General features: G+C 67.9%; 27 protein-coding genes. 8 read left to right on the forward strand and 19 right to left on the reverse strand.

Annotated elements, in window-relative coordinates:
* A partial coding sequence (locus AC07CM_RS46365) for an IS3 family transposase (protein WP_478882602.1) occupies positions 1-291 on the forward strand: 291 nt, incomplete at its 5' end.
* 36 nt (positions 292-327) lie between these two features.
* Here AC07CM_RS46365 and AC07CM_RS46370 read toward each other — a convergent pair.
* The 7 genes from AC07CM_RS46370 to AC07CM_RS46400 all read right to left on the reverse strand — a co-directional run bounded on the left by AC07CM_RS46370 (position 328) and on the right by AC07CM_RS46400 (position 6,766).
* A complete protein-coding gene (locus AC07CM_RS46370) occupies positions 328-654 on the reverse strand; it encodes a BTAD domain-containing putative transcriptional regulator (RefSeq protein WP_478882633.1) in 327 nt (108 codons plus the stop codon).
* Between the two features lie 165 nt (positions 655-819).
* Positions 820-1,017 (reverse strand): BTAD domain-containing putative transcriptional regulator, encoded by a 198-nt coding sequence (locus AC07CM_RS46375; protein WP_478882603.1) that lies wholly within the window; start codon positions 1,015-1,017, stop codon positions 820-822.
* A gap of 57 nt (positions 1,018-1,074) precedes the next feature.
* Positions 1,075-1,926 (reverse strand): IS5 family transposase, encoded by an 852-nt coding sequence (locus AC07CM_RS46380; protein ID WP_478882604.1) that lies wholly within the window; start codon positions 1,924-1,926, stop codon positions 1,075-1,077.
* A 292-nt stretch (positions 1,927-2,218) separates the two neighbouring features.
* Positions 2,219-2,845: an IS607 family transposase gene (locus AC07CM_RS46385; protein ID WP_478882605.1), complete on the reverse strand. Its 627-nt coding sequence runs from the start codon at positions 2,843-2,845 to the stop codon at positions 2,219-2,221.
* A gap of 310 nt (positions 2,846-3,155) precedes the next feature.
* Positions 3,156-3,941 (reverse strand): helix-turn-helix domain-containing protein, encoded by a 786-nt coding sequence (locus tag AC07CM_RS46390; protein WP_478882606.1) that lies wholly within the window; start codon positions 3,939-3,941, stop codon positions 3,156-3,158.
* Positions 3,942-5,307: 1,366 nt separating this feature from the next.
* The gene (locus tag AC07CM_RS46395) at positions 5,308-5,973 is read right to left on the reverse strand and encodes a hypothetical protein (RefSeq protein WP_478882607.1); all 666 of its coding nucleotides are present in this window, start codon (positions 5,971-5,973) and stop codon (positions 5,308-5,310) included.
* A gap of 367 nt (positions 5,974-6,340) precedes the next feature.
* Positions 6,341-6,766: a hypothetical protein gene (locus tag AC07CM_RS46400; RefSeq protein WP_478882608.1), complete on the reverse strand. Its 426-nt coding sequence runs from the start codon at positions 6,764-6,766 to the stop codon at positions 6,341-6,343.
* Between the two features lie 196 nt (positions 6,767-6,962).
* Here AC07CM_RS46400 and AC07CM_RS46405 point away from each other — a divergent pair, with 196 nt between their 5' ends.
* Complete coding sequence (locus AC07CM_RS46405; protein ID WP_478882634.1) at positions 6,963-7,127, forward strand: zinc-binding dehydrogenase; 165 nt, start codon at positions 6,963-6,965, stop codon at positions 7,125-7,127.
* Between the two features lie 124 nt (positions 7,128-7,251).
* Here AC07CM_RS46405 and AC07CM_RS46410 read toward each other — a convergent pair whose 3' ends face one another.
* The 8 genes from AC07CM_RS46410 to AC07CM_RS46445 all read right to left on the reverse strand — a co-directional run bounded on the left by AC07CM_RS46410 (position 7,252) and on the right by AC07CM_RS46445 (position 14,556).
* Complete coding sequence (locus AC07CM_RS46410) at positions 7,252-7,590, reverse strand: MazG nucleotide pyrophosphohydrolase domain-containing protein (protein WP_478882609.1); 339 nt, start codon at positions 7,588-7,590, stop codon at positions 7,252-7,254.
* A gap of 421 nt (positions 7,591-8,011) precedes the next feature.
* Positions 8,012-9,055 (reverse strand): serine hydrolase domain-containing protein, encoded by a 1,044-nt coding sequence (locus AC07CM_RS46415; RefSeq protein ID WP_478882635.1) that lies wholly within the window; start codon positions 9,053-9,055, stop codon positions 8,012-8,014.
* 76 nt (positions 9,056-9,131) lie between these two features.
* A complete protein-coding gene (locus tag AC07CM_RS46420; protein ID WP_478882610.1) occupies positions 9,132-10,253 on the reverse strand; it encodes a glycosyltransferase family 4 protein in 1,122 nt (373 codons plus the stop codon).
* Entirely contained in the window at positions 10,250-10,783 is a 534-nt protein-coding gene (locus AC07CM_RS46425) for a dCTP deaminase (RefSeq protein ID WP_478882611.1), read from the reverse strand. Before AC07CM_RS46425 ends, AC07CM_RS46420 begins: the two co-directional genes overlap by 4 nt.
* Entirely contained in the window at positions 10,780-11,319 is a 540-nt protein-coding gene (dcd, locus tag AC07CM_RS46430) for a dCTP deaminase (RefSeq protein WP_478882612.1), read from the reverse strand. Before dcd ends, AC07CM_RS46425 begins: the two co-directional genes overlap by 4 nt.
* Positions 11,316-12,536 (reverse strand): bifunctional UDP-sugar hydrolase/5'-nucleotidase, encoded by a 1,221-nt coding sequence (locus tag AC07CM_RS46435; RefSeq protein WP_478882613.1) that lies wholly within the window; start codon positions 12,534-12,536, stop codon positions 11,316-11,318. The genes dcd and AC07CM_RS46435 overlap by 4 nt, the downstream gene beginning before the upstream one ends.
* Positions 12,533-13,849: a UDP-N-acetylglucosamine 1-carboxyvinyltransferase gene (locus AC07CM_RS46440; protein ID WP_478882614.1), complete on the reverse strand. Its 1,317-nt coding sequence runs from the start codon at positions 13,847-13,849 to the stop codon at positions 12,533-12,535. The genes AC07CM_RS46435 and AC07CM_RS46440 overlap by 4 nt, the downstream gene beginning before the upstream one ends.
* A 227-nt stretch (positions 13,850-14,076) precedes the next feature.
* Entirely contained in the window at positions 14,077-14,556 is a 480-nt protein-coding gene (locus AC07CM_RS46445; RefSeq protein ID WP_478882615.1) for an ATP-binding protein, read from the reverse strand.
* Positions 14,557-14,816: 260 nt separating this feature from the next.
* On the opposite strand from AC07CM_RS46445, the gene AC07CM_RS46450 reads away from it, so the two are divergent.
* From AC07CM_RS46450 to AC07CM_RS46460, 3 genes are all read left to right on the forward strand, one after another.
* Positions 14,817-15,695 (forward strand): helix-turn-helix domain-containing protein, encoded by an 879-nt coding sequence (locus tag AC07CM_RS46450; RefSeq protein ID WP_478882616.1) that lies wholly within the window; start codon positions 14,817-14,819, stop codon positions 15,693-15,695.
* Positions 15,696-15,926 (forward strand): DUF397 domain-containing protein, encoded by a 231-nt coding sequence (locus AC07CM_RS46455; RefSeq protein ID WP_478882617.1) that lies wholly within the window; start codon positions 15,696-15,698, stop codon positions 15,924-15,926.
* Positions 15,927-16,158: 232 nt separating this feature from the next.
* Positions 16,159-16,602: a hypothetical protein gene (locus tag AC07CM_RS46460; protein ID WP_478882618.1), complete on the forward strand. Its 444-nt coding sequence runs from the start codon at positions 16,159-16,161 to the stop codon at positions 16,600-16,602.
* A gap of 119 nt (positions 16,603-16,721) precedes the next feature.
* On the opposite strand, the gene AC07CM_RS46465 is transcribed toward AC07CM_RS46460, so the two are convergent.
* Together AC07CM_RS46465 and AC07CM_RS46470 are read right to left on the reverse strand one after the other, a co-directional pair.
* A complete protein-coding gene (locus tag AC07CM_RS46465) occupies positions 16,722-17,126 on the reverse strand; it encodes a hypothetical protein (RefSeq protein WP_478882619.1) in 405 nt (134 codons plus the stop codon).
* Positions 17,123-17,686, reverse strand: a complete 564-nt coding sequence (locus tag AC07CM_RS46470; protein ID WP_478882620.1) for a hypothetical protein — start codon at positions 17,684-17,686, stop codon at positions 17,123-17,125. Before AC07CM_RS46470 ends, AC07CM_RS46465 begins: the two co-directional genes overlap by 4 nt.
* 139 nt (positions 17,687-17,825) lie before the next feature.
* Here AC07CM_RS46470 and AC07CM_RS46475 point away from each other — a divergent pair, with 139 nt between their 5' ends.
* Positions 17,826-18,131, forward strand: coding sequence for a hypothetical protein (locus AC07CM_RS46475; RefSeq protein WP_478882621.1), 306 nt, complete (start codon positions 17,826-17,828; stop codon positions 18,129-18,131).
* Positions 18,132-19,236: 1,105 nt separating this feature from the next.
* Here AC07CM_RS46475 and AC07CM_RS46480 read toward each other — a convergent pair.
* Both AC07CM_RS46480 and AC07CM_RS46485 read right to left on the reverse strand, forming a co-directional pair.
* Positions 19,237-20,040 (reverse strand): hypothetical protein, encoded by an 804-nt coding sequence (locus AC07CM_RS46480; protein WP_478882622.1) that lies wholly within the window; start codon positions 20,038-20,040, stop codon positions 19,237-19,239.
* Positions 20,037-20,405, reverse strand: coding sequence for a hypothetical protein (locus tag AC07CM_RS46485; protein WP_478882623.1), 369 nt, complete (start codon positions 20,403-20,405; stop codon positions 20,037-20,039). Before AC07CM_RS46485 ends, AC07CM_RS46480 begins: the two co-directional genes overlap by 4 nt.
* A gap of 192 nt (positions 20,406-20,597) precedes the next feature.
* On the opposite strand from AC07CM_RS46485, the gene AC07CM_RS46490 reads away from it, so the two are divergent.
* Complete coding sequence (locus AC07CM_RS46490; RefSeq protein WP_478882624.1) at positions 20,598-21,005, forward strand: hypothetical protein; 408 nt, start codon at positions 20,598-20,600, stop codon at positions 21,003-21,005.
* Complete coding sequence (locus AC07CM_RS46495; protein ID WP_478882625.1) at positions 20,977-21,501, forward strand: DUF6879 family protein; 525 nt, start codon at positions 20,977-20,979, stop codon at positions 21,499-21,501. The genes AC07CM_RS46490 and AC07CM_RS46495 overlap by 29 nt, the downstream gene beginning before the upstream one ends.

A 21,501-nucleotide genomic window follows, 5' to 3' on the forward strand; every position in this document is an offset into this window, starting at 1 on the left:
TACACAAGCAGCGAATTCCGATGCGAGGTAAGGAAGTTGAACCTGCGGCAGAGCATGGGAAGAACCGGCATATGCTATGATAACGCCGCAGCCGAGAGCTTCTTCGGACTGCTAAAAGCGGAGATCGGCACCACCATCTGGGAGAGCCGCGAGGCCGCCCGGGCCGATGTCTTCCGCTTCATCGAAGTCGAGTACAACCGGACCAGGCTCCGCAAACACCCCGAGTTCGGGTACCTCACCCCACTCGAAACCCGAGCCAGGCTGCAGCACGACTTCACCCCCGCAGTGTAAGCAACCGCTGTCCAAGATCAGGGGGGAACTTCAGTGTCAGCGGGGCATCTTAGGTAGACAGCGTCGGTCAATACGGCAGGGGACGTCCCCATGCCCGCACAGGACGAACCGGACGCCCGCGGCTCTGCCTGCACCACGGCACGGTGGCCCACGCACGCCAGCCCAACACTCGCGGTCGCAGGCCTCAGGCTGCTTCCAGGTGAGACGAGACGCGGATGCCACCGGTGAGGATGGATCGTGGGCGAGGATCGCTCGCTGGACCTGGCAAAGGGTGGGGGATGGCTGGCTCCCGAGCTCGTCGTCGAGGGGGCACATCCGGCGAAAGAGGTCGAGGGCGTCGGCTTGCCGTCCCGAGCAGTACAGGGCGGATAATCAGCGGCTCGCAGAAATGCTCGCGCAGTGGATGGTTGGAGTGCGTCTCGGATGGATCTGCGAGGATCGCGGCGTATGCCGACCAAGCCGCGGCTCGGCGTCCAAGCGCAGTTCCATGGCCCGCACTCGGTACTCCTCGTAGCGGGCCGCTGCCAGCTAGCACAGCATCTCGCTAGAGCAGCTGCCGAAGACAGGGCCGCGCCACAGTGCCAGTGCGTCGCCGAGCAGCTGCGCAGTACGCGGAGCGTTCCGAGGCAAGGCGGACTGGGCAGGATGTACGGTCGGGGCGAACTCGGGCGCGTCTACCTCGACGTCCGTCACGAGTAGCCGGTAGCCGGTCGTATGGAGGGTCACCGGGGGTCGGAATCCAGTTCCCTGAGCGTCTCTGACTTAGACCGACCGGCAAATGGATCACTTGAGTCGGCGTGTGGTGGGACGGTTGTCCCATCGGTAGCGGGTGGTGGCTCGGCGGATCAGTATGCGGAGCGTGACGAGTGCGGCTGCCAGGTGGAGGTAGAACTCCACGACCGTTCCGTTCTTCTCGGTACAGCGCCGCAGCTCGCCGTAGCCGTTCATCCACGAGTGGGTCCGCTCCACAGTCCACCGTTTGCCGGCCTGGATCGGGGCGGGTAAGCCCTTGCGGGCGATCTCGCCGGTGAAGCCCAACTCCTCCAAGAGAGCTCGGGATTTGGCGTTGTCGTAGCCCCGGTCGAGGTTGACGTTCACGTCGTCGGGCAGGGGGCCGACCTGCCACATGGCTGCCTGGAGGGTTGGCTCGAGCAGGGGCGAGTCGTGGCGGTTGGCCCCGGCCGCGACCAGGCCGAGGGGGACGCCGTGGGTGTCGGTGGCGATCGAGCGTTTCAGCCCGTGTTTCCCGCGGTCCACCGGGGACGGGCCTGCGTGCTCGCCGCCGCACGGGGCCTTGGTGATACAGCCGTCCACCGATATCTCAGACAGTTCCAGGCCGATCACGCGGTCGTACGCCTGAAGAGCGAGAAGGTGGACGGCCTCGGAAACCCCCTGTTCCGCCCACTCTTTCACGCGCCGGCGGATGGTTCGGTCGGAGCATCCAGGAGTGGAGATCCGCTCATAGCCCGAGCCGTGGACCAGGGCGAGCACCACATGCTCGAACACGATCCGGTCCGGCACCCGCCGGCGATGGCAACCCAGCGGATGGTTCCTGGAGAACTCTTCCCGGACGGGCAGGAGCGCGGCGAACTGGTCCCAGAGGGGGTCGAGCAGGCAAGATGGCAGCGCGGGCACGGTTGTCCTTCGCGGTCACAGAGCGTCGAGAACTCCATGATCACGTAGACCCGTGCCCGCTCTGCTGCCCACCCGCCTCTCCGACCCCATTTGCCGGTCGGTCTTATTGAATCGACTGCAGGCAGCAGCGTGCTCGTCATGTCCGCCACCAGGTCGGCGCACCAGCCGACGCGTTCCACCAGAGCGGCACCGGTGAGGACTTCGCCGCTCTTCTCATCCACGCCCGACCGGATCAGGGTATGGGCGCAGGCAGTACGAGCCCTCTCGCCGTCGGCGAGCGGCAGCTTCCGGCTCACGCGGCACGGTCCCGGTCATGGCACTGGCCGGACTCGGCCAGCAGCCGGCGGCGGTTCTCCGCACTGCGCATCCCGTACAAGCGGCCCGCGAACGTCGTCACCAAAGAGACGAAGTCTTCGAGGAGTTCGTCCCGGCCGCCGAGCTTCTTCGGGTGCAGCACCTCCACGGTAACCCCGTACACGGCGAACAGCCGCTTGAGCCAGCCCACACCGAACCGGGCCAACCGGTCCTCATGCGTGACACGCACCACCGTCACCGTGCCGTCCGACACCATCGCCAACACCCGGTTCAGGCCAGGGCGGTTCTCCTTCAAGCCCGAGCCACGATCCCTGACGACCTTGACGATCTCCCCCCTGGAGGTGGCCCGCAACTCGGCCTCCTGGGCTTCCAGCAAGGACTCCTGCCCGGACGAGCCGGACACACGCACATACAGCAACTCTAGACGCCCACGCGCAGTTGAGGAGTCACTGCCGCGCTTCATGCTTTCCACATCCACCGAGGAGAACCGGCGCTCACGCCCCACCCACGCGAACGGGATCTTGCCGTCCAACGCCCACTGACGCAGCGTCATCGGGTGTATCCCGAGACGTTGCGCAGCCTTGGACATCCGCAGCAACTCCATGCACACAACCATACATGCGCAACGCCAGGGATAGCTAATGAAGTTGGTGAGCCTGCGGCGCCGCCTGCAGATGTGTGCTTGGAGGGTGTGGGCGGGTGGTCCGGAGCCGTACGCTGCCACATCTCCTCGGTCAAGCTCTCAACCGACACCGGCTGTCCCTCAGCGGCCAGCAGCGCATGCAGCAACGTGCGCTGCCGTGGGAACGTCGGCGGCGTCAACGGACGTGAGCATCGTGAGTGCGCCGAGAACCGAGAACCTCAGCATCTGGGCTTGGCAGGGACTGTCCTGCCATGGCACCGGCGTCCTTGTTTCAACTCGCCATGCGCATGGCGCCGCTTGCCAGTTCGCATCGCGCGCTCAAACGTGCCGCACACGCAAGGGCTGCCGAAGCGTATTCGCGCCGGTTACGCTCCATTTGGGGGCGCAGGCCCATGACCACGAGCGAGCCGTAGACCGTGGATCCTCGCCACAGAGGGACACCGAGCATCTTCCAGTCGGGCAAGGGGGATTGGGTCATCACGTACCCCTCAGAGCGGATTTCCCGCATCAGGTGGCTCTGCGGAGCTCCGTCGAGATGAGCCAGTATGGCCAGACCAGCAGCGTCGCCGGTGAGGGGCGAGTACCGCAGGGCGACTTTGATGTCGGCATCGGCATGGTTGAAGGCGCTCTGGAAGTCGCCGCGGCTGCCGTAGGTGTGGTCGAGCATGAGCCGGCCCGGGGTGTCATCGATCAAGACAGCGCAGAACGCCATAGCCACTTGTGCGGTCTGCCTCTGCAGCACAGTGGTCTCACGGTCGAGTGCGCTCTCCTGTGGCAGATTGAGGTGCACACTTGCGTCCGGGCGGTGGTTGGCCACATCGGTTGCGATGCCGTAGCGACCCGGGTGCCGGTACGTCAGGTGTTTCGATTCCACACCCGCACGCAGGATGCGGTGCGCGGTCGACTTCGTGACCCCCGATGCGTCGATGATGCGCCGGAGTGGGTGCAGTCCAGGCCCCATGCTGTTCAGGGTTTGGAGTACGAGGTACACGCGCGCGTGTGCCGTCATGCCGTCATCCACAGTGCCGGCAGTCCCCGCAACGTCGGAGTCGATCACTGAGGTCCCTTCTCGTAGTCGCTTGGCGGAGTTGTATCCCGTGACACGGGTCCGCCACACCCATCTCTACCGCCGAACGAGGAAATTGAGGAGGAACCTCTGTTTCCAGGAAGAGCCCCTTCCACCCAGCCGACACCGCATCTACAACAACAACGGGCCACAGGAGCAAGCACAGATTGCCGCAGGTCAAGGCATCAGGCCGCAGCTGAGGGTGAGGCCAGGGCCAATGACACACTTCCTCTGCCCAACGGATCCCGCCACGGGAGATTCTCAGCTGCCTCTCACAGGCATCAGCGCGCTGATCTGCGCAGACACGAGCGCATCCCGCGCCATGGACCACGTCCCGCCAGCAGCCATCGTGAAATGACCTCCCGTCCCGCTACCTGGCACCACACCCACGCACGTGACCGATGCCAGGGACAAGCGACAGGCGGCCATCGCCCCGCCACAGCGTGACAGGAAGGGTGTTCGAGGACTCCAGTCGTGCCTGCACGTGCACCCCTTGAACACCCACGCGCCCGAGGCGACGATGACATGCCGATCGGGGCACCTGGTCATTCTCGGCAGCGGACCGCAGGTTGAGCAGGAGCACGCACTGAAGCGCCTGGCGCAGGTGAGCCGCTGCTCCACATTGACAACGAAGCGTCCGGATGACGAGGAAGGTACCTGTCAGGCGCGCGCGAGCGGCCCACCCGCAGGACCTGCACTGAGTCCTTGAGGCAGCGCAGAAAGTTCTCCTTCGAGCGCCATTTCGCCGACGTACTCCACACTTCCATCCAGCCCCCGCCGGGCAGCTGCCGTGGTGCGGCATGAATTCGGGCTTCCGGAACCGTCTGAAGCCACCCTTGAAACATGCTGCGGCACCACACGGCTGAGATCCTGGGCAGCGACGGCCCCGACGACAGAGGAGCCCTCCACACAGTCAGCGATCAGGCCCTCCAAGCCGCTCACCAGGTCGGTTTCCACCTCGTGTGCAAAGCCGGCAGCAGGCGCCGCGAAGCGCCGGTTCTCCGCCGCTGAATCCCGAGGACCTCGCCGAACCGATCCGGCATCCCAGCCTCAGCATGGTCCGCGCCAGTGCCTTGCTGGCCCTTGTTGGAGCCATCCGTTGGAAGATGCCTACTGCTGCGCAGACTCGAGTCCCCTCTCCAACCGTCACCTGCCATGCACTGCCCCGGCTCGTCTTCAACGAGGGAGGAATCGCGCCACCGGAGGGCTCCAGGACCACCCCATCTACGACGCGGGACGGGCCCAATCCTCGACGAGGCAAGAGAGTCCCGGCAGGGCACCGAACTCGTCAACTGGCCAGACGGGAGCCGATCAGCCCGACTCGCTCCACTCTGGAGATCAGAGAGGCAGAAGCTGTTCAGGCCCGTGGCGGGCGCACACCGGCTCCGGGGAGTCCGTGTTGGAACGGCTGACTGTCACGGTGCTGCCTTGTCTGCCGGCGACGCTGTTCGGCGGCGGCGAGAATAGTGCTCCGTTCTGCTTTACGACGCAGCTCGGCCATGGCAGCAGGCGAGGCGACACGTGCATCGACGTCACTGGCATCCAGGCCAAGAGACTCCGCCGCAAGTCGCATCTCGGCCAGTTGGGCAGGGTTCATGGAAAGTAGCCGTTGCAAGGCGTTCTCCGGGCGGTCCTGGCTTGCTGGCGCCATGCGCGCCACACGTCCGGCCAGGTTGACGATCTGGTCTTTGACAGTCTCTGCTGCGCGCCTGCCCACGCCGTGGGCTGCAGCCGAACCCGGTGTGAGGACGGCCATGACGCGCGACAGGCGGTAGTGCAGGGTCTCGTACAGCTGAGTACCGTCAACGCCAGGTATCTTGCCTGCCTCAGCTTCCAACCAGTTGGCCGCGACGCGGTCAACGGTGTTACGGCCCTGTTGGTCGTCTATCGCTGCCAGGTCGATGTAGTCGCGAGGGTCGCCTCGCATCTGGACCTGCTGCAACGTCCTCAGCAGCAGGGTGGGAAGTGTGCTCACTGCGAGGCCGTCGATGTACTGAGTCCGCGGGTTGGTGTACTCGGGCATCCTGGTCGTGGTCACCTGGATCGGTCTTGCGAGAGCCCGTCCAGTAACCGTCAGACACCGTGACATCGGGCCCGATGAGAGCTCTGGTTCGCTGGGAACGGTCTCCCATCCGGAGTGCTGCAGTGCGCCAGCGATCCGTTCGATAACCCGATCAGCATCGTGTCTTTGCGGCGTGGTCAGATTCACGTTCCCCAGCCGGGCCGGCCTCCCGGTCTCGTCCTGCAGCAGCCGCCGGCGCAAGGCCCCGTGAAGGGAGAGAGCAACACTTCCGGTTACTTGGAATGCGATGCCCATCTCCTGCGCTGTCGCCGCCATAGCCCGTGCGGCCACAGCGCGAGCGGCGGCAGAGTCGGCAGTCAAGGTCTGCTCACGGACGGAGTTCCGGGAAGCGCTGCTCCCAGACCGAGACGACTGCCGGATGGACTTCCTTCATAAGGAGCGTCCAAACGTCGCGGAGACGAGTTCGGTCCAGCAGCGCTCGCTGTTCATCGCGTGTGCCAGTCGTGAGGACGCGCTGGTAAAGCATGACGAGCTGCTCCTGGTGGTTCAACGCGATCTGAGAGGGCAGCCCTTCCCTCCACTTCACGGGAACGTCGATGAAGTTGGCACTCCGGCTCAGTTCATCTAGATCGGCAATGACCTGGAAGGGAAAGGACAGGAACCAGTCCGGCACCCCCGGCTGGGACAGCGCCGTCACAATGTCGTGGTCAACCTTGCCGGAGTCGCGCAAGTCCTCCACCAACTCCGCGCGCGTCGCGTCCGCGCCGCTCAGATCGAGATCGATTTCTGTCATCGGCGACAACTCCTTGACTGCGTAGTGACCTTGTGCGCACCTGCCTCCAGCACTCTAGGTGACGGAGAACCTGCCGCGCTGAACGCTCAGTCGGGATCGATCAGGCCGCGGAACTTCGACACCACTCACGTTCCGCGAGCCGGGAGCCGTGACTGGCAAGCCGCGGCCAAGGTCGGCGCGCGGAGCTACGGAGAAGGTGCGGCGGCGTGCGCGGTCGTGCTCGGCGAGCTGGCGCGGCCTTGCTGCGCGTGGGCAGCTGGAGGCGCCGATCGCTCGCACCTACCCGCTGGAACAGGTGCGAGACGCCTTCCGCGAACTGGAACAGCAGGACACCCACGGCAAGATCGTGCTTTGGCCCTAGCCGCGGCCGGCGAGGCGACCATCGAGTAGGCATCCCCGAACATCAACGCATCGTCACCGCTGGCGGTCAGACGGCTCCGCTATCAGGTGGCCACCAGTGGGGAACTACAACTGGCCATTGATAGTCACGCGGGTGCCTCAGGTGGACGCCGCGTGGTGATTTTCTCCTCGATTCCGGCCTTGGTGCGAGAGAAGGCATGCTCGAGATCCACCCCGTAGAGGTGGGCCAGGACGATGACAGACCATAGGCAGTCGGCCAGTTCGTGCTCCAGTGCAGCCCGGCCACCCGGCATGTCTTGGGTGCCCTCCTCGGCCATGACGAGCTTGGTCAGATCTCCGACATCCCCCATGAAGCCGAGCATGAAGTCGGTGCGCGTCCAGGTGCGGACCCGCGCGCGCTGGTTCTGCCGGTCGTACAGTCTGTGAATGCGAAGTGCTTGATGCTTTAGCTCGTCGAGGTCCATATCGACTGTGTCCCTTCTGTGTATCTGCAGGGGGAGGCCAGCCACCGCGCCGCAACGAGCATGCCCGTGATCGAGGGCGGACCAGGCCGGGGCGGCACGAGCGGGAGATCTGCAGTCGGTTCACATACCGGTGGGGTCAGGAAGTGGAAACCGAGGCTGCCGAACCGGCGTCCGCGAGTGATCGTCCACAGATCTCCCGTGCACACTGGGCAAGTTGAGTCCATCAGTGTGCCATCGCTGCGATGATCGCCAGGACGCTGTTGACGGCTCTGGCGTGGCCCTCGGCCGTGTGCGCCGAGTGCGGGGGCGTCACAGGGCCGGGCTACGAAACTGCTGCTCAGGGGTGTCCGAGGGTGCGGATGATGGGACTGACGCGTCGGTTGAGACGGGCGTGGGCGCCTGACTCGGCTGAGGCGTCGGGTCATAGGAAGGCGAGTCCCCGGAAGCTGTTGCGGACGTCCGTCAGGGGCTGGCGGTCCCGGGTGTAGTAGAGCTTGTTGGTCAGCAGGAGCGCCCAGCGGCCCTGCTGAGGGGAGATCCACATGCCGGTGCCGGTGAACCCGTAGTGGACCCAGACGTCCTGCCCGGTGGTGGTGCCGGGGGCCGGGTGCCAGAACAGACCGCGTTCGGGCTGGAGGTGGCCGGTCTGGATCGTCAGGGAGTGGGCGGTCCACTCGCTGCCGAAGCCGGCCCCGGGAGAAGCGATCGTGGGGTCCAACATGTGCCGCAGGAAGACGGCGAGGTCGTCGGCGACGGTGAAGGTGCCGGCGATGCCGCAGACCCCGCCGAGGAGGCGGGCGGAGAAGTCGTGGGCGACGCCCTTGAGATGGGTGTCGGTGTCCTGGTCGAGCTCCGTCGGGGCACACTTCGCGGCGAGGCCGGCGGGCAGTGGGCCGAAGCGGGTGGTGTCCATGCCCAGCGGGCGCCAGGTCCGCTCGGCCGCGACCTGGTCCAGGGGCGTCCCGGAAAGATGTTCGGCGAGGTAGCCGAGGATAAGGGCGGCGCGGTCGGTGTACTCCACGGCCTCGCCCGGCGGCCGGTGCAGGGCATCGTGCAGGACGCCGTCGCGGATGGCCTGCGGGTCGGTGCCGTACAGGTTCTTCAACTGGGCTCGCAGCGGGACGCCCGCGGTGTGGGTCAGCAGCTGCCGGGCGGTCACGGCGCCGAGCGGGTGCCCGGTGACCTCGCTCCAGAAGGTGCCGAGCGGGGCGTCGAGGTCGAGGACGCGGTCCTGCCACAGGTCGCCGATGGACGACCACACGGCGAGGATCTTGGTGAGGCTGGCGGCGTCGAAGACGGTGTCCGGCCGCATCCGTACATCCGGCTGGTCGGGGTCGAGGACGCCGGCGGTGCCGGAGGCGTGGATGCCGGAGGCGGTGCCTACGGCCCACACGGCTCCGGGGTAGACCTTGTCGCGGACGCCTTCGTCCAGCAGGGCTTCGATGCGGTCGATCGCGTACGTCATGGTCTCCCTGTTCGTCGTGGGCATCCCGCCGGTCAGCGTAGTGACGTAGGTGGGTCGGATCGTGCAGTGGCGCGCTTCATGTGAGCTGGCGGCCGAGGTCGTCCAGGGCCTGGGCGGTCGCCGAGAGGGGGTAGCGGGCGGCGTTGTCGTATCCGGCCTGGCGGAGGGCGGGCAGCAGGCCGGGGGCGGTCCGCAGGCGGTCGATCTCGCGGGCCAGGGCGGCGGTGTGGGTGAAGTCGGTGGCGACTCCGGAGGCGGCCAGGGCCTCGCTGAGGCCGGGGACGGGCTGGTAGAGCACGGGCAGTCCGCAGGCTTGGGCTTCCAGGGCGACCAGGCCCATGGCCTCCAGGGTGGTGGACGGCATGACGAGGACGTCGTGCTCGGAGAACGCCTTCCACAACTGCGGGCGCCGCAGCCAGCCGAGGTAGCGGGCCGTCACGCCGGACCGTTTCAGCAGCGGGGCCAGGGCATGGAACTGGGCTCTGGGGGCGGCGATGGACAGCTCGACGCCGTGGATTGGGGCCAGGCTCTTGACCAGGGTCTCCGCGCCCTTTTCCGCGGTCAGCCGCCCCGCGTACAGCAGCCGCAGATGACTCGTCGAAGTGCGGGGCAGCCGGATCGGCGGGGTGGTCAGGAGCTGGTCGGGGATGCCCCAGGGGATGAGGGTGATCTTGCGGCGGTCGGTCTGCGGGGCGAGCCGGAGGAGGCGGTCGGCCATCGCGCCAGTGGGCACCACGATCGCGTCGGCGGCCCGCGCGGATTCCCGCAGGATCTGGAGCTGGTCGCGGTGACCTTCGGCGAACAGCAGGTCGGTGCCGTGGACCAAGGCGATCCGGGGATGCGCGGGCAGAGCCCGCACGAGGGCGGGGGTGGCGCCGAAGGTGAGGTGCTGCAGGTGCAGGACGTCGACCTGGGAGGCGTCGAGCGCGGCCGTCAGGGCCTTCCACAAGGCGGCGACGTAGCGGCCGAAGGCCGGTCCCTCCAGGCATTTACCCGGCACGGACAGCAGCTCGAGTCCGGCCGGAAGCCGGGGCGGCGGCCCGGCGGGGGCGAGCATGAACGCCCGGGCGGGGATGAGGGGCTTGTCGCCGGTGTAGAGGTCCAGGAGGAGCTCGACGCTGCCGCCGGGGCTGCCGGCGGGCAGGTCCAGGAAGGTCGCGGCCAGCGGCCCGGGCGAGGGGCTCACGAGGGGGCTCACAGTCCACCTCCGATCTCTTCGTAGAGGCGGGAGATGTCGATGCCAGTGCTGGCCGCGTACTTGGCGATGCGCTGCTGGTAGCTGTCGGACGCGCCGAAGGCGGTGAGGAAGACGAGCTTGCCGAAGGTCATGTCGGGATAGATCCGCACTGGCCTGGCGGCGCGGATCTCCAGCGTCCAGCGGATCGCGTGCCCCTGGTGGCCGAGCGGGGCCGAGACGTGCACCCAGATGCCCAGGGCGCCGGTGGTGCGGTCGCCGTTGAGCATCTGCGCGAACTTCTCCGAGCCGGTCCTCTCCAAGGTGACGCCGAGATAGAGCACACCAGGGACCAGGAGCATGCCCCAGGCGGGGATGGTCTGCTCGGTGAAGATGGTGGGGACGGCGGCGTCCAGGTCACCGTCGCAGACGCGGATCGTGTCGCCGAGCCGCCAGTCGTAGGCGTTGGGTGAGAGCCGGTCCGGGTCGAAGGGATCGATGGTGATCTCGCCCGTCTCGACGGCGGCGGCGATCGCGGGGCCGGTGAGGATCACGAGGCGACCGCCCGGATCCGGGCGGCGTCGTGCCAGTAGCGGGAGGGCAGCGGACCGGCTGCGGCCTGGTACTTGCCGTGGTAGAGATCGATGTCGCCGCTGGAGACGAAGAACATGATCTGCCCGATCTTCATGCCCGCGTACACCCGTAGCGGGCGGATCGGGGAGAGCATCAGCGTCCACTGGCCCAGGAAGCCGATGTCGCCGATGGGGGCGGTGATCTCGACGAACAGGCCGAGCCGGCCGACGCTGCTGCGGCCGAACAGCAGGGGGACGAAGGTGTCGGAGCCGACTTCCTCCAGGGTGTGCCCGAGGTAGAGCTCGCCGGGCTGCAGCACGTACCCGCCTGGGCCGATCTCGACGGCCGTGGTGGGGTTGGGCTGGTGGGCGTCGATGACGGGGTCGGTGTAGGTCAGCAGGGTGGGGCCGAGGCGGACGTTGTAGCTGTTGGGGTTGACCTGGTCGGGTTCGAACGGGGTGATCGTTAACCGGCCGTCGTGGGCGGCGGTGGTGATCTCGGGGCCGGTGAGGATCATCGGGTTCCCCCTTCCGAGGACGTGGCCAGGGTGCGGCGGACGGCGTGGCCGAGGTGGAGTCCGGCCTGGTGGGTACGTCCGCCGAGGTAGGTGTCGGCGAGGTAGTCGGTCGTGAGGACGCTGATGAGCCGGTCGGGCAGCGGGACGGGGGCGGTGACCAGGGGGCCTGCCTGTTCGGTCAGATAGGCGGTCAGGCGGGCTGGGTCGTGGTCGTAGGGGGCGGGCACGAAGGCGTGCACGAGCTGGTTGCTGAACGGTTCGATGGCCAGCAGGTCGGCGAGGGTGAGTACGTCGCCGAGGCGAGTGGTCCGCAGCACCGTCTCGTTCAGGACGACGGCGCTTGCCCCGAGGCCGGTGTGGAGCCGGGAGGCGATGTCTGTCAGAAGCCGGTTCCGGTCCAGCTCGCCGCCCCGGAAGGGCTCGTTGACGTGACCGAGTGGGGCGGCGAGCCAAGAGCGCAGCCCGGCGATCTTCTCGGCCAGTGAGGCGAGGGGGCGGGGTATGGCGCCGGTGGCGGGGAAGGCGGCGGTGCGGGCGGCCCAGCCGGAGCCGACCGGTTCGGCGGCGGCGTATCCGGCGCCGAGTTCGGCGCCCTTGACCACCAGGGTGTCGCCGACGGGGAGGGGGCCGTAGGTATCGCTGTGACAGTGTCCGGCGAAGACGACGTCGAGGAACGGGCAGGCCACGGCGAGTCCCAGGTCCTCGGTGAACCCGGAGTGCGACAGCACCATCCAGGAGTCCGCCCGGTGGTGGTGTTCCAGCATCAGCTCGCGCAGGGCGGCGGCCGGGTCGGTGACCCGGTGCTCGGCCCGCTGGCCGGCGGGGATGCTGTTGAACGCCTGCAGGCCCATCACCGCGGTGACGGCGACGCGCCGGCCGTGCACGGTCACGAGACGGAGGCGGTCGAACAGCGGCTTGCCGCTGTTGGCGTCCACGGTGTTGGCGCAAACCGTCATCTCCCGCAGGCCGGGCTCGAAGTAGTGCGGCCAGCCGTGGTTGCCCGGGGCGAGGACGTCGTACAGCGTGGTGAGGATCTCTCGCTCGATGCTGCCGCCGCCGAGCCGGTAGTAGCCGGTGCCCTCGAAGAAGTCCCCGCAGTCGGCGATCAGGGTGGTGTCCCGTAGCTGGTGGAGGTGGGCCAGCATGCCGTCGGCGTCGTCCAGGGCGGAGTGGACGTCGGTGGTGGCGACGATCTGGTGGACGGCGCGCTCGGTCATCGCGCCCCCTCGGTGATGTCGGCGCCCAGCGTGCGGAGCTTGGTGGGCAGGTCGGCGTGTCCGCGACGCAGCTGGTCCAGGCCGGTCACCGTGGTGGTGCCGCGGGCGTTCAGAGCGGCGATCAGTAGGGAGGAGCCGGTGCGGATGTCGGTCGCGGTGACCGGGGCACCGGTGAGCCGCTGCGGACCGGTGAGACGGCACTGGGTGGGAGTGATCTCCTCGATCTCGGCGCCGAGCCGGGCGAGTTGAGGCAGGAGATTGCTGTGGCGGCCGGCGTTGATGGCGTCGGCGAACAGGTGGGTCCCGGACAAGGTCAGGGCCAGGGCCATCAGCGGCGGTTCGAAGTCGGCGTCCAGGCCGCCGGGGTCCAGGGAGGCCAGGGCCCGCAGCGGACGACTGTTGGGCTGGGTCGCCCGGTGCACGGTGAGGGCGTCGGAGGCGAGCGTGACCGGGATGCCGACCCGGTCCAGCAGTTCGGCCAGCACCTTCACATCTGGTCCGCGGATGCCTTCGATCCGCCCCTCGCCGCCGCTGGCCGCGATCGCGCAGGCCAGAGTGCCCGCCTCGATCTTGTCGCCGGGCACCGCGAGGGACACGGTGCCGGCCGGGATGCCGGGCGGCGGCGCCAGCGTGATCGTCTCCTCGCTCGCGTGGGCCTGCCAGCCCGCCGTCTTCACAGCGGCCAGCACCCCGGTGGTCTCCGGGGAGAGGTTGGGGTTGCCCAGCCGCAGGCGGCTGCCCGCGGCGACCGCCCTCAGAATCGCGGCGATGCTGGCGCCACGTGAGCGGAACGGCAGCGTGAGGGCTACTGCGTCGCGGCGGTCCCCGGTCCGGACGCGGTAGCCGCCGTCGTCCACGGTGACGGTGTCGCCGAACGCCTCGTACACCTTGAAGTGCTGTTCCATCCCGCGCTCGCCGATCCGGCAGCCGCCCGGCCAGGGGAGTTCGGCCCGGCCACAGGCGGCCAGCAGCGGCGCTACCAGATAGTAGGAAGCCCTGATCCGGGCGGCCTCCGTCAGCACGCCCGCCTGAACCGCGCCGCTCCTGGGGTGCACGACCACGGCGTGCGGCTCGGCGACCGGGTGGGCGACGTGGTAGCCGGCTTGCTGCAGCAGACCGAGCATGAGCTGGACGTCCGAGCTTGCGGGGACGCCGGACAGATGGACGTTGCGGCCGAGCGTCGCGGCGGCGGCCAGCAGCGGCAGGGCCGCGTTCTTCGATCCGTCCATGCCGACCGCGCCGGAGAGCGGGCGGCCCGGGCGGACGGTGACGGTGGCATCCTTGCCGGTCACGCGGGTGGGGGCGAGCGTCATCAACGACCTCCAGGACGTGCACGAGACGAGTCAAGGGTGAGCGCGGGTGCCTCCCGGGGGCGGTCCGGCCGCCGGTGACAGCGGCTGGACCGCGAGCAGCACCGCCCCCAAGGAGGAGGGGAAGGGCGGTGCCCGCCGCACCTGTCTCCCGGGGCGCCGGAAGCGATGTGGTGCGGCTCCGGCGATCCGCCCTCGGGGAGGAAGGCGGCCAGCCGGAAGGATGTACGTCAGCTGCCGTGTCCGGCAGGGAGGATGCAGGTGATCTGCTTGCCCAGCGGGGTCGTCTCCACGGTCCAGCCCGGGGCGACGGGGTCGAGGATCCACAGGCCCCGACCCGTGACCTCCTCGGCGTTGTCCGGCGCCTGTTCGCCCCGAACCGGGCGGGAATCAGGCTCGGGGTCGTGCACCTGGACCAGGACGTCGTACTCGCCGGGATGGACCTGCACCACGACCGGCGCCCACGGGCCGCAGGCTCGCACCGCGTTGCCGACCAGCTCGCTGGCCACCAGCCGGGCCGACTCGGCAACCTCCTCGCCTATCCCCGCCCCCGCGACCGCCTTGAACACCACTTGGCGCATCTCCCGCAGATGTTCCTCGCTCGCGCTCATGTGCAGCGCGAACCCGGCGCCCCGGGAGGCCAGGTAGAAGCCGCAGGATGCCTGCGGCGGATGAGACTGGGGCCCGGCAAGGACCCTGGATTCGTGCATCGCGTGCTCCCCAGTCGGCAGCACGGGCCCTCCGGATCTCACCGGAAGGCGGCCCGCGCTGTTGGTCGGCACGTCGGCTTCCGGGGCCATCGGCCCGGGAGTCGGCGCAAAGGCATGGCATATGACACGAAGCGCGATGACTCCATCACACTTTGCAACGAGAGTCAGGATGCCCTCGGGCAATCGAGTTGGGCAACATGCCCAACTCGGATTCCTCAGATTGGTTGTCCATGCCGCAGGCAAGCGACACACTGTCATCCATGGCCTGGAAGAGGAACCCTGCCCCCAAGTCCGTCTACCGCCGCCAACTGTCCGCCCAGCTCAAGCAGTTGCACGAGGAGTCGGGCAAGACGCTGGCCGAGGTCGGCGCGGTCATCGAGGTCAACCAGGGATCGCTCAGCCGCATCATGAACGGCGACCGCGGCACGACCCCGGTCCTGGTGAAGGCGATGCTCGACTGCTACGGCGTCACCGACCCCGCCGTCCGCGAGGACGTCCTGGATCTGGTCCGCGCCGACCAGGCCCAGCGCAAGAAGTGGTGGCGCAAGTACTCCGCCGTCATCAACACCACCCAGTACGGCGGCTACCTCGAACTGGAGCAGAGCGCGGCGACCCTGCGTTCCTACGAGCCGCAGCTGATCCCCGGCCTGCTGCAGACGCCCGAGTACGCGCGGCAGGTCATCACAGCCATGCGTGTCGACCTGGACGCCAAGCAGGTCCAGGCCCTGGTGGACGTGCGCATCAACCGCCAGGCCATCCTCGCCCGCGAGGACTCCCCACCGCCGAAACTGTGGGCGGTCATCGACGAAGCCGCCTTCCGCCGCATCGCATCGCGGCCAGCCGTCCTCAAGGAACAGCTCCAGCACCTGCTGGACGTCGAGCCGAACCCGAACATCACGCTGCAGCTTCTGCCGTTCGACACCGGGTTCCACCCCGGCTTGTACGGCTCGTTCATGCTCATGGGTTTCCCCGAACCCAACCCGGACGTGGTCTGGGTGGAGAATCTGACCAACTCGGTGTACTTCGAGGGATCCAGCGATGTGGGGCGCTACACCGAGGTCTTTGACCACCTGCGGGCCACGGCCCTCGGCCCACCCGAGACCCGCAGCCGTATCCAGAAAATGCTCAAGGAGCTGTAAGTGAGCAACACCAAGCCCAACCCCGCCGACCTCGACTTCTCCGCCGTCACCTGGGAGAAGAGCGAGTTCAGCGGGGGCAACGACAACTGCGTGGAGTTCGGCGCCATCGGCGACCTGATCGCGATGCGCGACTCCAAGCGACCGGGCCAGACCCCGCTGGTCTTCACCCGCGACGAGATCGCGGCGATGATCGCCGGGGCGAAGAAGGGCAACTTCGACCACCTGGCATAACCCGCACCCCGCGGCCCGAAGAAGCCGCGACCGACAAGAAGGCGGCGGCCGGCCCCAAGCCTAGTGGGGTCGGCCGCCGTCGCAATCTTCCCCCACCATCCCCTCCGAACCGAGGGCGCCCGCCCCGCATCACGCTACGGTAGGGGGCGTACGGCGCGTCGCACCCAGGGCTCGTCTGCCGGTGGCCGCCACCGCAGGCCGACTGTCAGTGCCCTGCGCGACCATGGCGGGCATGACGACGGATCCCGCCCCGAACAGCGAACGGCAGATCCCCGCCTGGGCCTCCACCGTCGGGCCAGGCTGGGCCGACCTGCTCGAACACCTCCATGACGAGTTGTCCGCCCTGGACCCCGCCTACCGGATCGAGGCATTCAGCACGAAGTTCGGCGGCCTGCGCACCACCGTCGCCGATCGCTTCGAAGACGGCGAATTCGATGGGGAGTTCGCCGACCGAGCAGCAGTCTTCACCGACGCCGCCGAGGCCGCTGCCGAACGGACCTGCGAGCTGTGCGGCCAGCCCGGACGACCGCGCTTCCACGGGGACCAGCACCACACCTGGCTCATCGCCCTGTGTGAAACCTGCCAATCTCGGCCACGGACGGCCTCAGACTCGCCTCTCCAGCTCCGGTGCGACGCATCGACAGCGCCGTACGGCCTCGACGCGCCCATGGGATGAGGTCCGACTCCCTTTCAGCTGGGCGAGTACCCCCGGCTGTCCGGTACGACCAGCCCTGGACTGACGTGATGCACGCGTGATGACGGGCCCCGATGCCGCGACCTCGCGGCCCCTGCTTGTCAGTCGCCGGCCGGGCGGAGCGGGATGACGTTCTCGGCGGCAGGTTCCCGGATGTCAGGTTGCCGGAGGATGAGGACGGCTGCCGCGAGGGCCATCTGCTCGGCTCGATGCCGGGACTCAGCCTCGGTAGCACGGGAGTCCTTGAGAGCTTCCTTCAGGCGGACAACCTCCTTGCGAAGCCGCCTTTCGACTTCCGGCGTCTGGTGCGTCTCGGTACGCACCCGCGCGTAGAACTCCTCCTTCAGGTCGGCGTGGCGCTTCTGCAGCGCCATACGGTGGACGCCAGCCTCTGCGGCGAGCGCGGCGGCCGTGAGGCTGCCGTTGGAGCAGGTGGGCTCGCCGGCCAGGAGGCGGTGCATGGCCGCGCGGATGCGGGAACGTTCGTCCTCGTGCCGTTGGTTCATGCGATGGCCTCCTCGGCGGACTGGGCGGCGGCGTCGTGGGCATCGGCAAGAGCGCGGAAGCGGTCGGCGGTCAGCCGAAGCCGGTCGCCCAGGGGCTGGGGCATCAGGGCCGCCTTCGCATCGAGTCGGTCAGCGTGCTCTCGCGCCGCCTGCGCATGGCTGTCGGTGCGGAGCGCGTTGCCGCAGCTGAGCTGGCAGGCGAACTGGTTGGGTGCCGTCGCCCCCGGATCCGGGTCGCACAGGGCGGTGTCGCGCTTGAAGGCGCAGATGAGGAACGCGTCCGGGTTGTCGAAGAGCACAAGGCCGTCGCGCGAGAGGAACTTGGCAGCGGCCTTCGGTGTGGTCAGGGCACCTTCGAAGCTGGGCATCGAGGTGGCTCCGATGAGAGCCCGCCGCGTGGCGGCACCGGATATCTTCTCGCCGGCCGCCGCGGCGTCGCGCAGCCGTGCTGGGGTCTGCGCGGCGGCGAGAGCGGTCTCGACGTCGAGCTCCCCGTGGAACCCTCGGCGACCGCGGTCGCCGTACCCGGTTGAGGTGCGGGCGTCCAAGGCGGTACGCATGTGTCCGTACTGGATGGCGAGGGCGACCAGACCGCCGGGGCGGCGGGCGATATGCCAAGCCAAAGTTCTGCGCAGGCGGCTCAGCCCAAGGTTGCCGTGCGGGTCCTCCGGCACCATCTGGTCCGGCAGGCCCTGGTCGGTGGCGATTCTCCACGCGGCGGTCCAGGGTGCCCCGTTTCAGCGCGCCGTGGTGCTTACGCTGGCCGATGACATCGTGGTGGGTGGAGCTGAACAGGAGTTCGCCTGCGGGGACGATGCGTTCCAGGACGCGGATGGCGTTGACGACAGGGGTGATCGTGACCCAGGGGACGGCGCGCTCCTCACCAGCGGAGACGTGGTGGCCGTCGGAGTCGCGGACGTTCTTGTAGTGGTGGGCTCGGATCAGATGCCGCGGCATGGAGCCATCGGGGTTCGGTTCCGGGTCCGGGCAGCAGCCAGACCGTAGCGACCTGGCCTCCTGGGGGCGCATCCCGGTCAAGTACAAGATCACGAGAGCGGCGGCCGTGGCCAGGTGCCGCACCAGGATCGGTGTTTCCTCGTAGTCCATGAACTCGCGCCAGGGGCGCCCCTCGATCCGGCCCGTCACCGGCACCTTCATCGGGCTGGGGCCGGGCCGCCGGGCGACGAGCACACGGAGGCCGCGCCGAGTGGCGAAGTCGTGGACCTGGTTCCAGCTGGCTCCCGTGACCGCCGCGACGTAGTGGTGGGCCAGGGTGATGCCGTGCTTTCGGCTCACGGTGGCGGGCAGGAGCGCCCCAGAATCGACCCGGGGCTGCAGATAGTTCTTGACGGCCGCCAGACCCCTGCGGGTGCTCGGGGTGGCCTCCACGCGGGCGTGCATGCGGCGGCGCTCGGCCCAGGCGGCCAGGATGTCGGCGGAGAAGTCCTCGACCATGCGGATCGACCAGGTCAGCAAGGGGCCGATCACGGTCGGGTCCAGAGGCTCGGTCTTGTTCTCCCCGCCCGCCTCTCCCGTATCGGCCGGCAGGTAGTCGTCGATGCCCTCGCTCTCCCAGGGCGGCTGCGTAACGCCGCAGGGGCTGGCCGACAGCTGGTCGAAGGCCCACAGGTCCGAGAGCCAGCGCAGACCGTCTGCGCATGAACGCGCGTGCAGCCGCTGGTGCACTTGGCGGCGTACGCCTTCCAGTGCTCCACGGTGCAGTCACTGACCTGGGACACGCCCTGCCGGTCGAGCCAGCGCGCGAACTTCATCCACTGCAGGATGTTGTCGCGCATGCTGATCACGCCGTCACGTGACCGGTTCTGAAATCCCCGTTCCTGTACGTAGGTGGGGCGCAGCTCGCCGTTGATCAGGACCCAGATGAGGCGCCGGAACTCACTCCGCAGGGTGGCGGGGCACCTCCTCAAATTGATCTTGTGGATGCTCTCCCCGGGATTGTCGGTCAGCGGTCCCATCGACCAGACGTCCTCGCTGTACCGGGAGTTGGGGTGGGTGTTGCCGGCGCTGATCCACCGGTCCAGGACCACCGGGCTCTCCGGCCCCGGCAGGGGAAGGATGTAGGGATCGGCCTCGAGGGTCAGAGCTGTCGTCATGAGGCGAGGTCCCCGTTGAGTAGATGGTCGACGATCATGCGGTCGCGATCGGTGATCCGAGCCAGAGCGGCGTCCCAGGTCCTCTCGTTGACCTTTGCCCGCAGGTCATCGAGACGCTGAAGATGCTCGTCCCATCGCTTGCGCCAGAGCCTCTCCGGCCAGGTGGAGCGGAGCGATATCAACTGGCGGCGCAGGAGGGCGAGGCGCGGATGATGTCCGGTGTGGACCCGGGAGTTCTCGCAGGACAGGCAGAGCAGGAAGTCGGCGCCGCATCCGCCGCTCGGGTCCGGCCAGGGGCTGGTCTCCTGGTCCGCGCAGTCCGCTGTCGCGGTCTCCTGGTGGGCCGCGTCGACCGCGTCCGAGAGCCGCCCCTTGAAGGTGTAGTCGCGGGCCTGTTCGAGGGCTTCCTCGGCGCCGGCCGCGATCACGTCCACGGCGGCTTGCTGGACGTTCGCGTCGGGCAGGACGTAGACGCTCTCGTTGGTGCCGCGTTTGTGCTGCAGCGGCTTGCCCGTGGTGGTGACGGTGGTCCTGCGGGCGCGCTGGAAGGGCGAGCCGATGTTGTGGGCTGTTGCCCATACACGTGCGTCGGCCTTGGACACCCCGAAACACAGCGGGCCGACGTTCCGGGGCCGGTCCAGATTGGAGTCCACGTCAGTACGGCGCCGGTTGCGGGCGACCATCAGGGACTCGACCCCGCACTCCTTTTCGTCTCCCGAGACGCACCGCGCCTTGTAGGTGACTTCCCCTCCGGGATCTCGGGTGGTCGTGTACTCCACGATCCGCAGCACAGCTTTCACGAGGGGTCGTTCCCATTCCGCTGCGTGTAGGCCGACAACAGAGCACTGGCGAACACTGCTGCGTCGCGCATGTAGTTGAACGCCTCGTAGACCTGCGAACGGCTCGTCGGCCGATTGCTCAGGGCCAAGTGCCGGTTCACCATGCCCAAGAGCCTCAATACGTCTTGGTCCTCGTCCTCACCGAGGCACTGACCCCTGAGCAGGTTCAAGAACCCGGTCAGCTCGCCTACGCTCGCGTCGATGTCCACGCGCTTCGATGTGCTAAGGCTCATCCCAAGAGCCAGGTCGACGGTCGCGGAGATCGTCTGCACATCGATGGGCAAGCTCGCCGCTTCGGCCTCGGTGATTACACGTTCCTCGATCACGCTCGCCACCACGCATCTCCCCTCGGTTCCGCCTGAGCGGGTCTGGGTCCGTAGATGAACGTAGAGCGGTCCTAGCCCAAGTCCCAAGCAGATTGCGCGAGTTTGCAGCAAGTCGATTGACGGCCTCGAATGGGCTCGCGACCATCAACATGTCACGCAATCCGGTGCAAGACAGCGGACGGGAGAGCAGCCATGCAGCTAACGTTCCTGGGGAAGAACTCCACCCCCGGAGACAGCCCCACCCTGTACGCCAGTGACCAGGACACCTACGTCATCCAAGGCTGGAAGGTGTACGCGAACGACTTGCTCATGCAGCTCGACGTGCTGGCGGACCAGACCGTCATCGAGGTGCCGACCGAGTTGTTCGAGCACCTGACCAAGGACGGCCAGGCGTCCGGCGAGATCAAGAAGTTCATCGACCCGATCATGCTCGTCACCGCACAGGGAACGTGCGTCCTTCAAGGCCCTGAGATGCACGACGCCGAAGCTTTGAGCCAGATGCGCATGCCCGACTATGAGAGCTGCATCGAGGTCCCCAAGTCCTCGATCACGGCCCTACTGGAGGAAGACAGTGGACCTGATCACCCCGGGACAGCGTGACGAGCTGTTCAACCAGTTCGAACGGGACGCCTTCCACTTGGAACTGAGGGACAACTACGGGTCGCCCATCGAGGACACGCCATACACCCAGTGGAAGAGGGGCGAGCCCGACGACTACGCCTGGCTCGACGAGTGGAAGACGCTCATGAAGCACGTCACGGGCGAAGGCAAGACGGTTCGTCGCGTTCGGGTGGTTACGGAGCCGCACAGCCAGTACGTCACCTGGGAGCACTCGCTTACCCGCCTCAACATCGAGGTTGGCGAAGACATCCGCTGGCTGCCGCGACACCTGCTGCCCGAAGGGATCACCTTCCCCGTGCAGGGGAATGACTGGTGGCTGTACGACGATCGCCTTCTCGCCGTGGGCCACTTCGATTCCGAGGGGTGCGTCCTCGGGTCCGAGATGGTCGAAGATCCCGACACTGTGGCCGAGTGCATCCGCCTGCGCGACCTGCTCTGGGCCGTCGCCATCCCCCACGCCGAGTACAAGCCCTGA

This window comes from Streptomyces sp. NPDC044061, assembly GCF_056434305.1.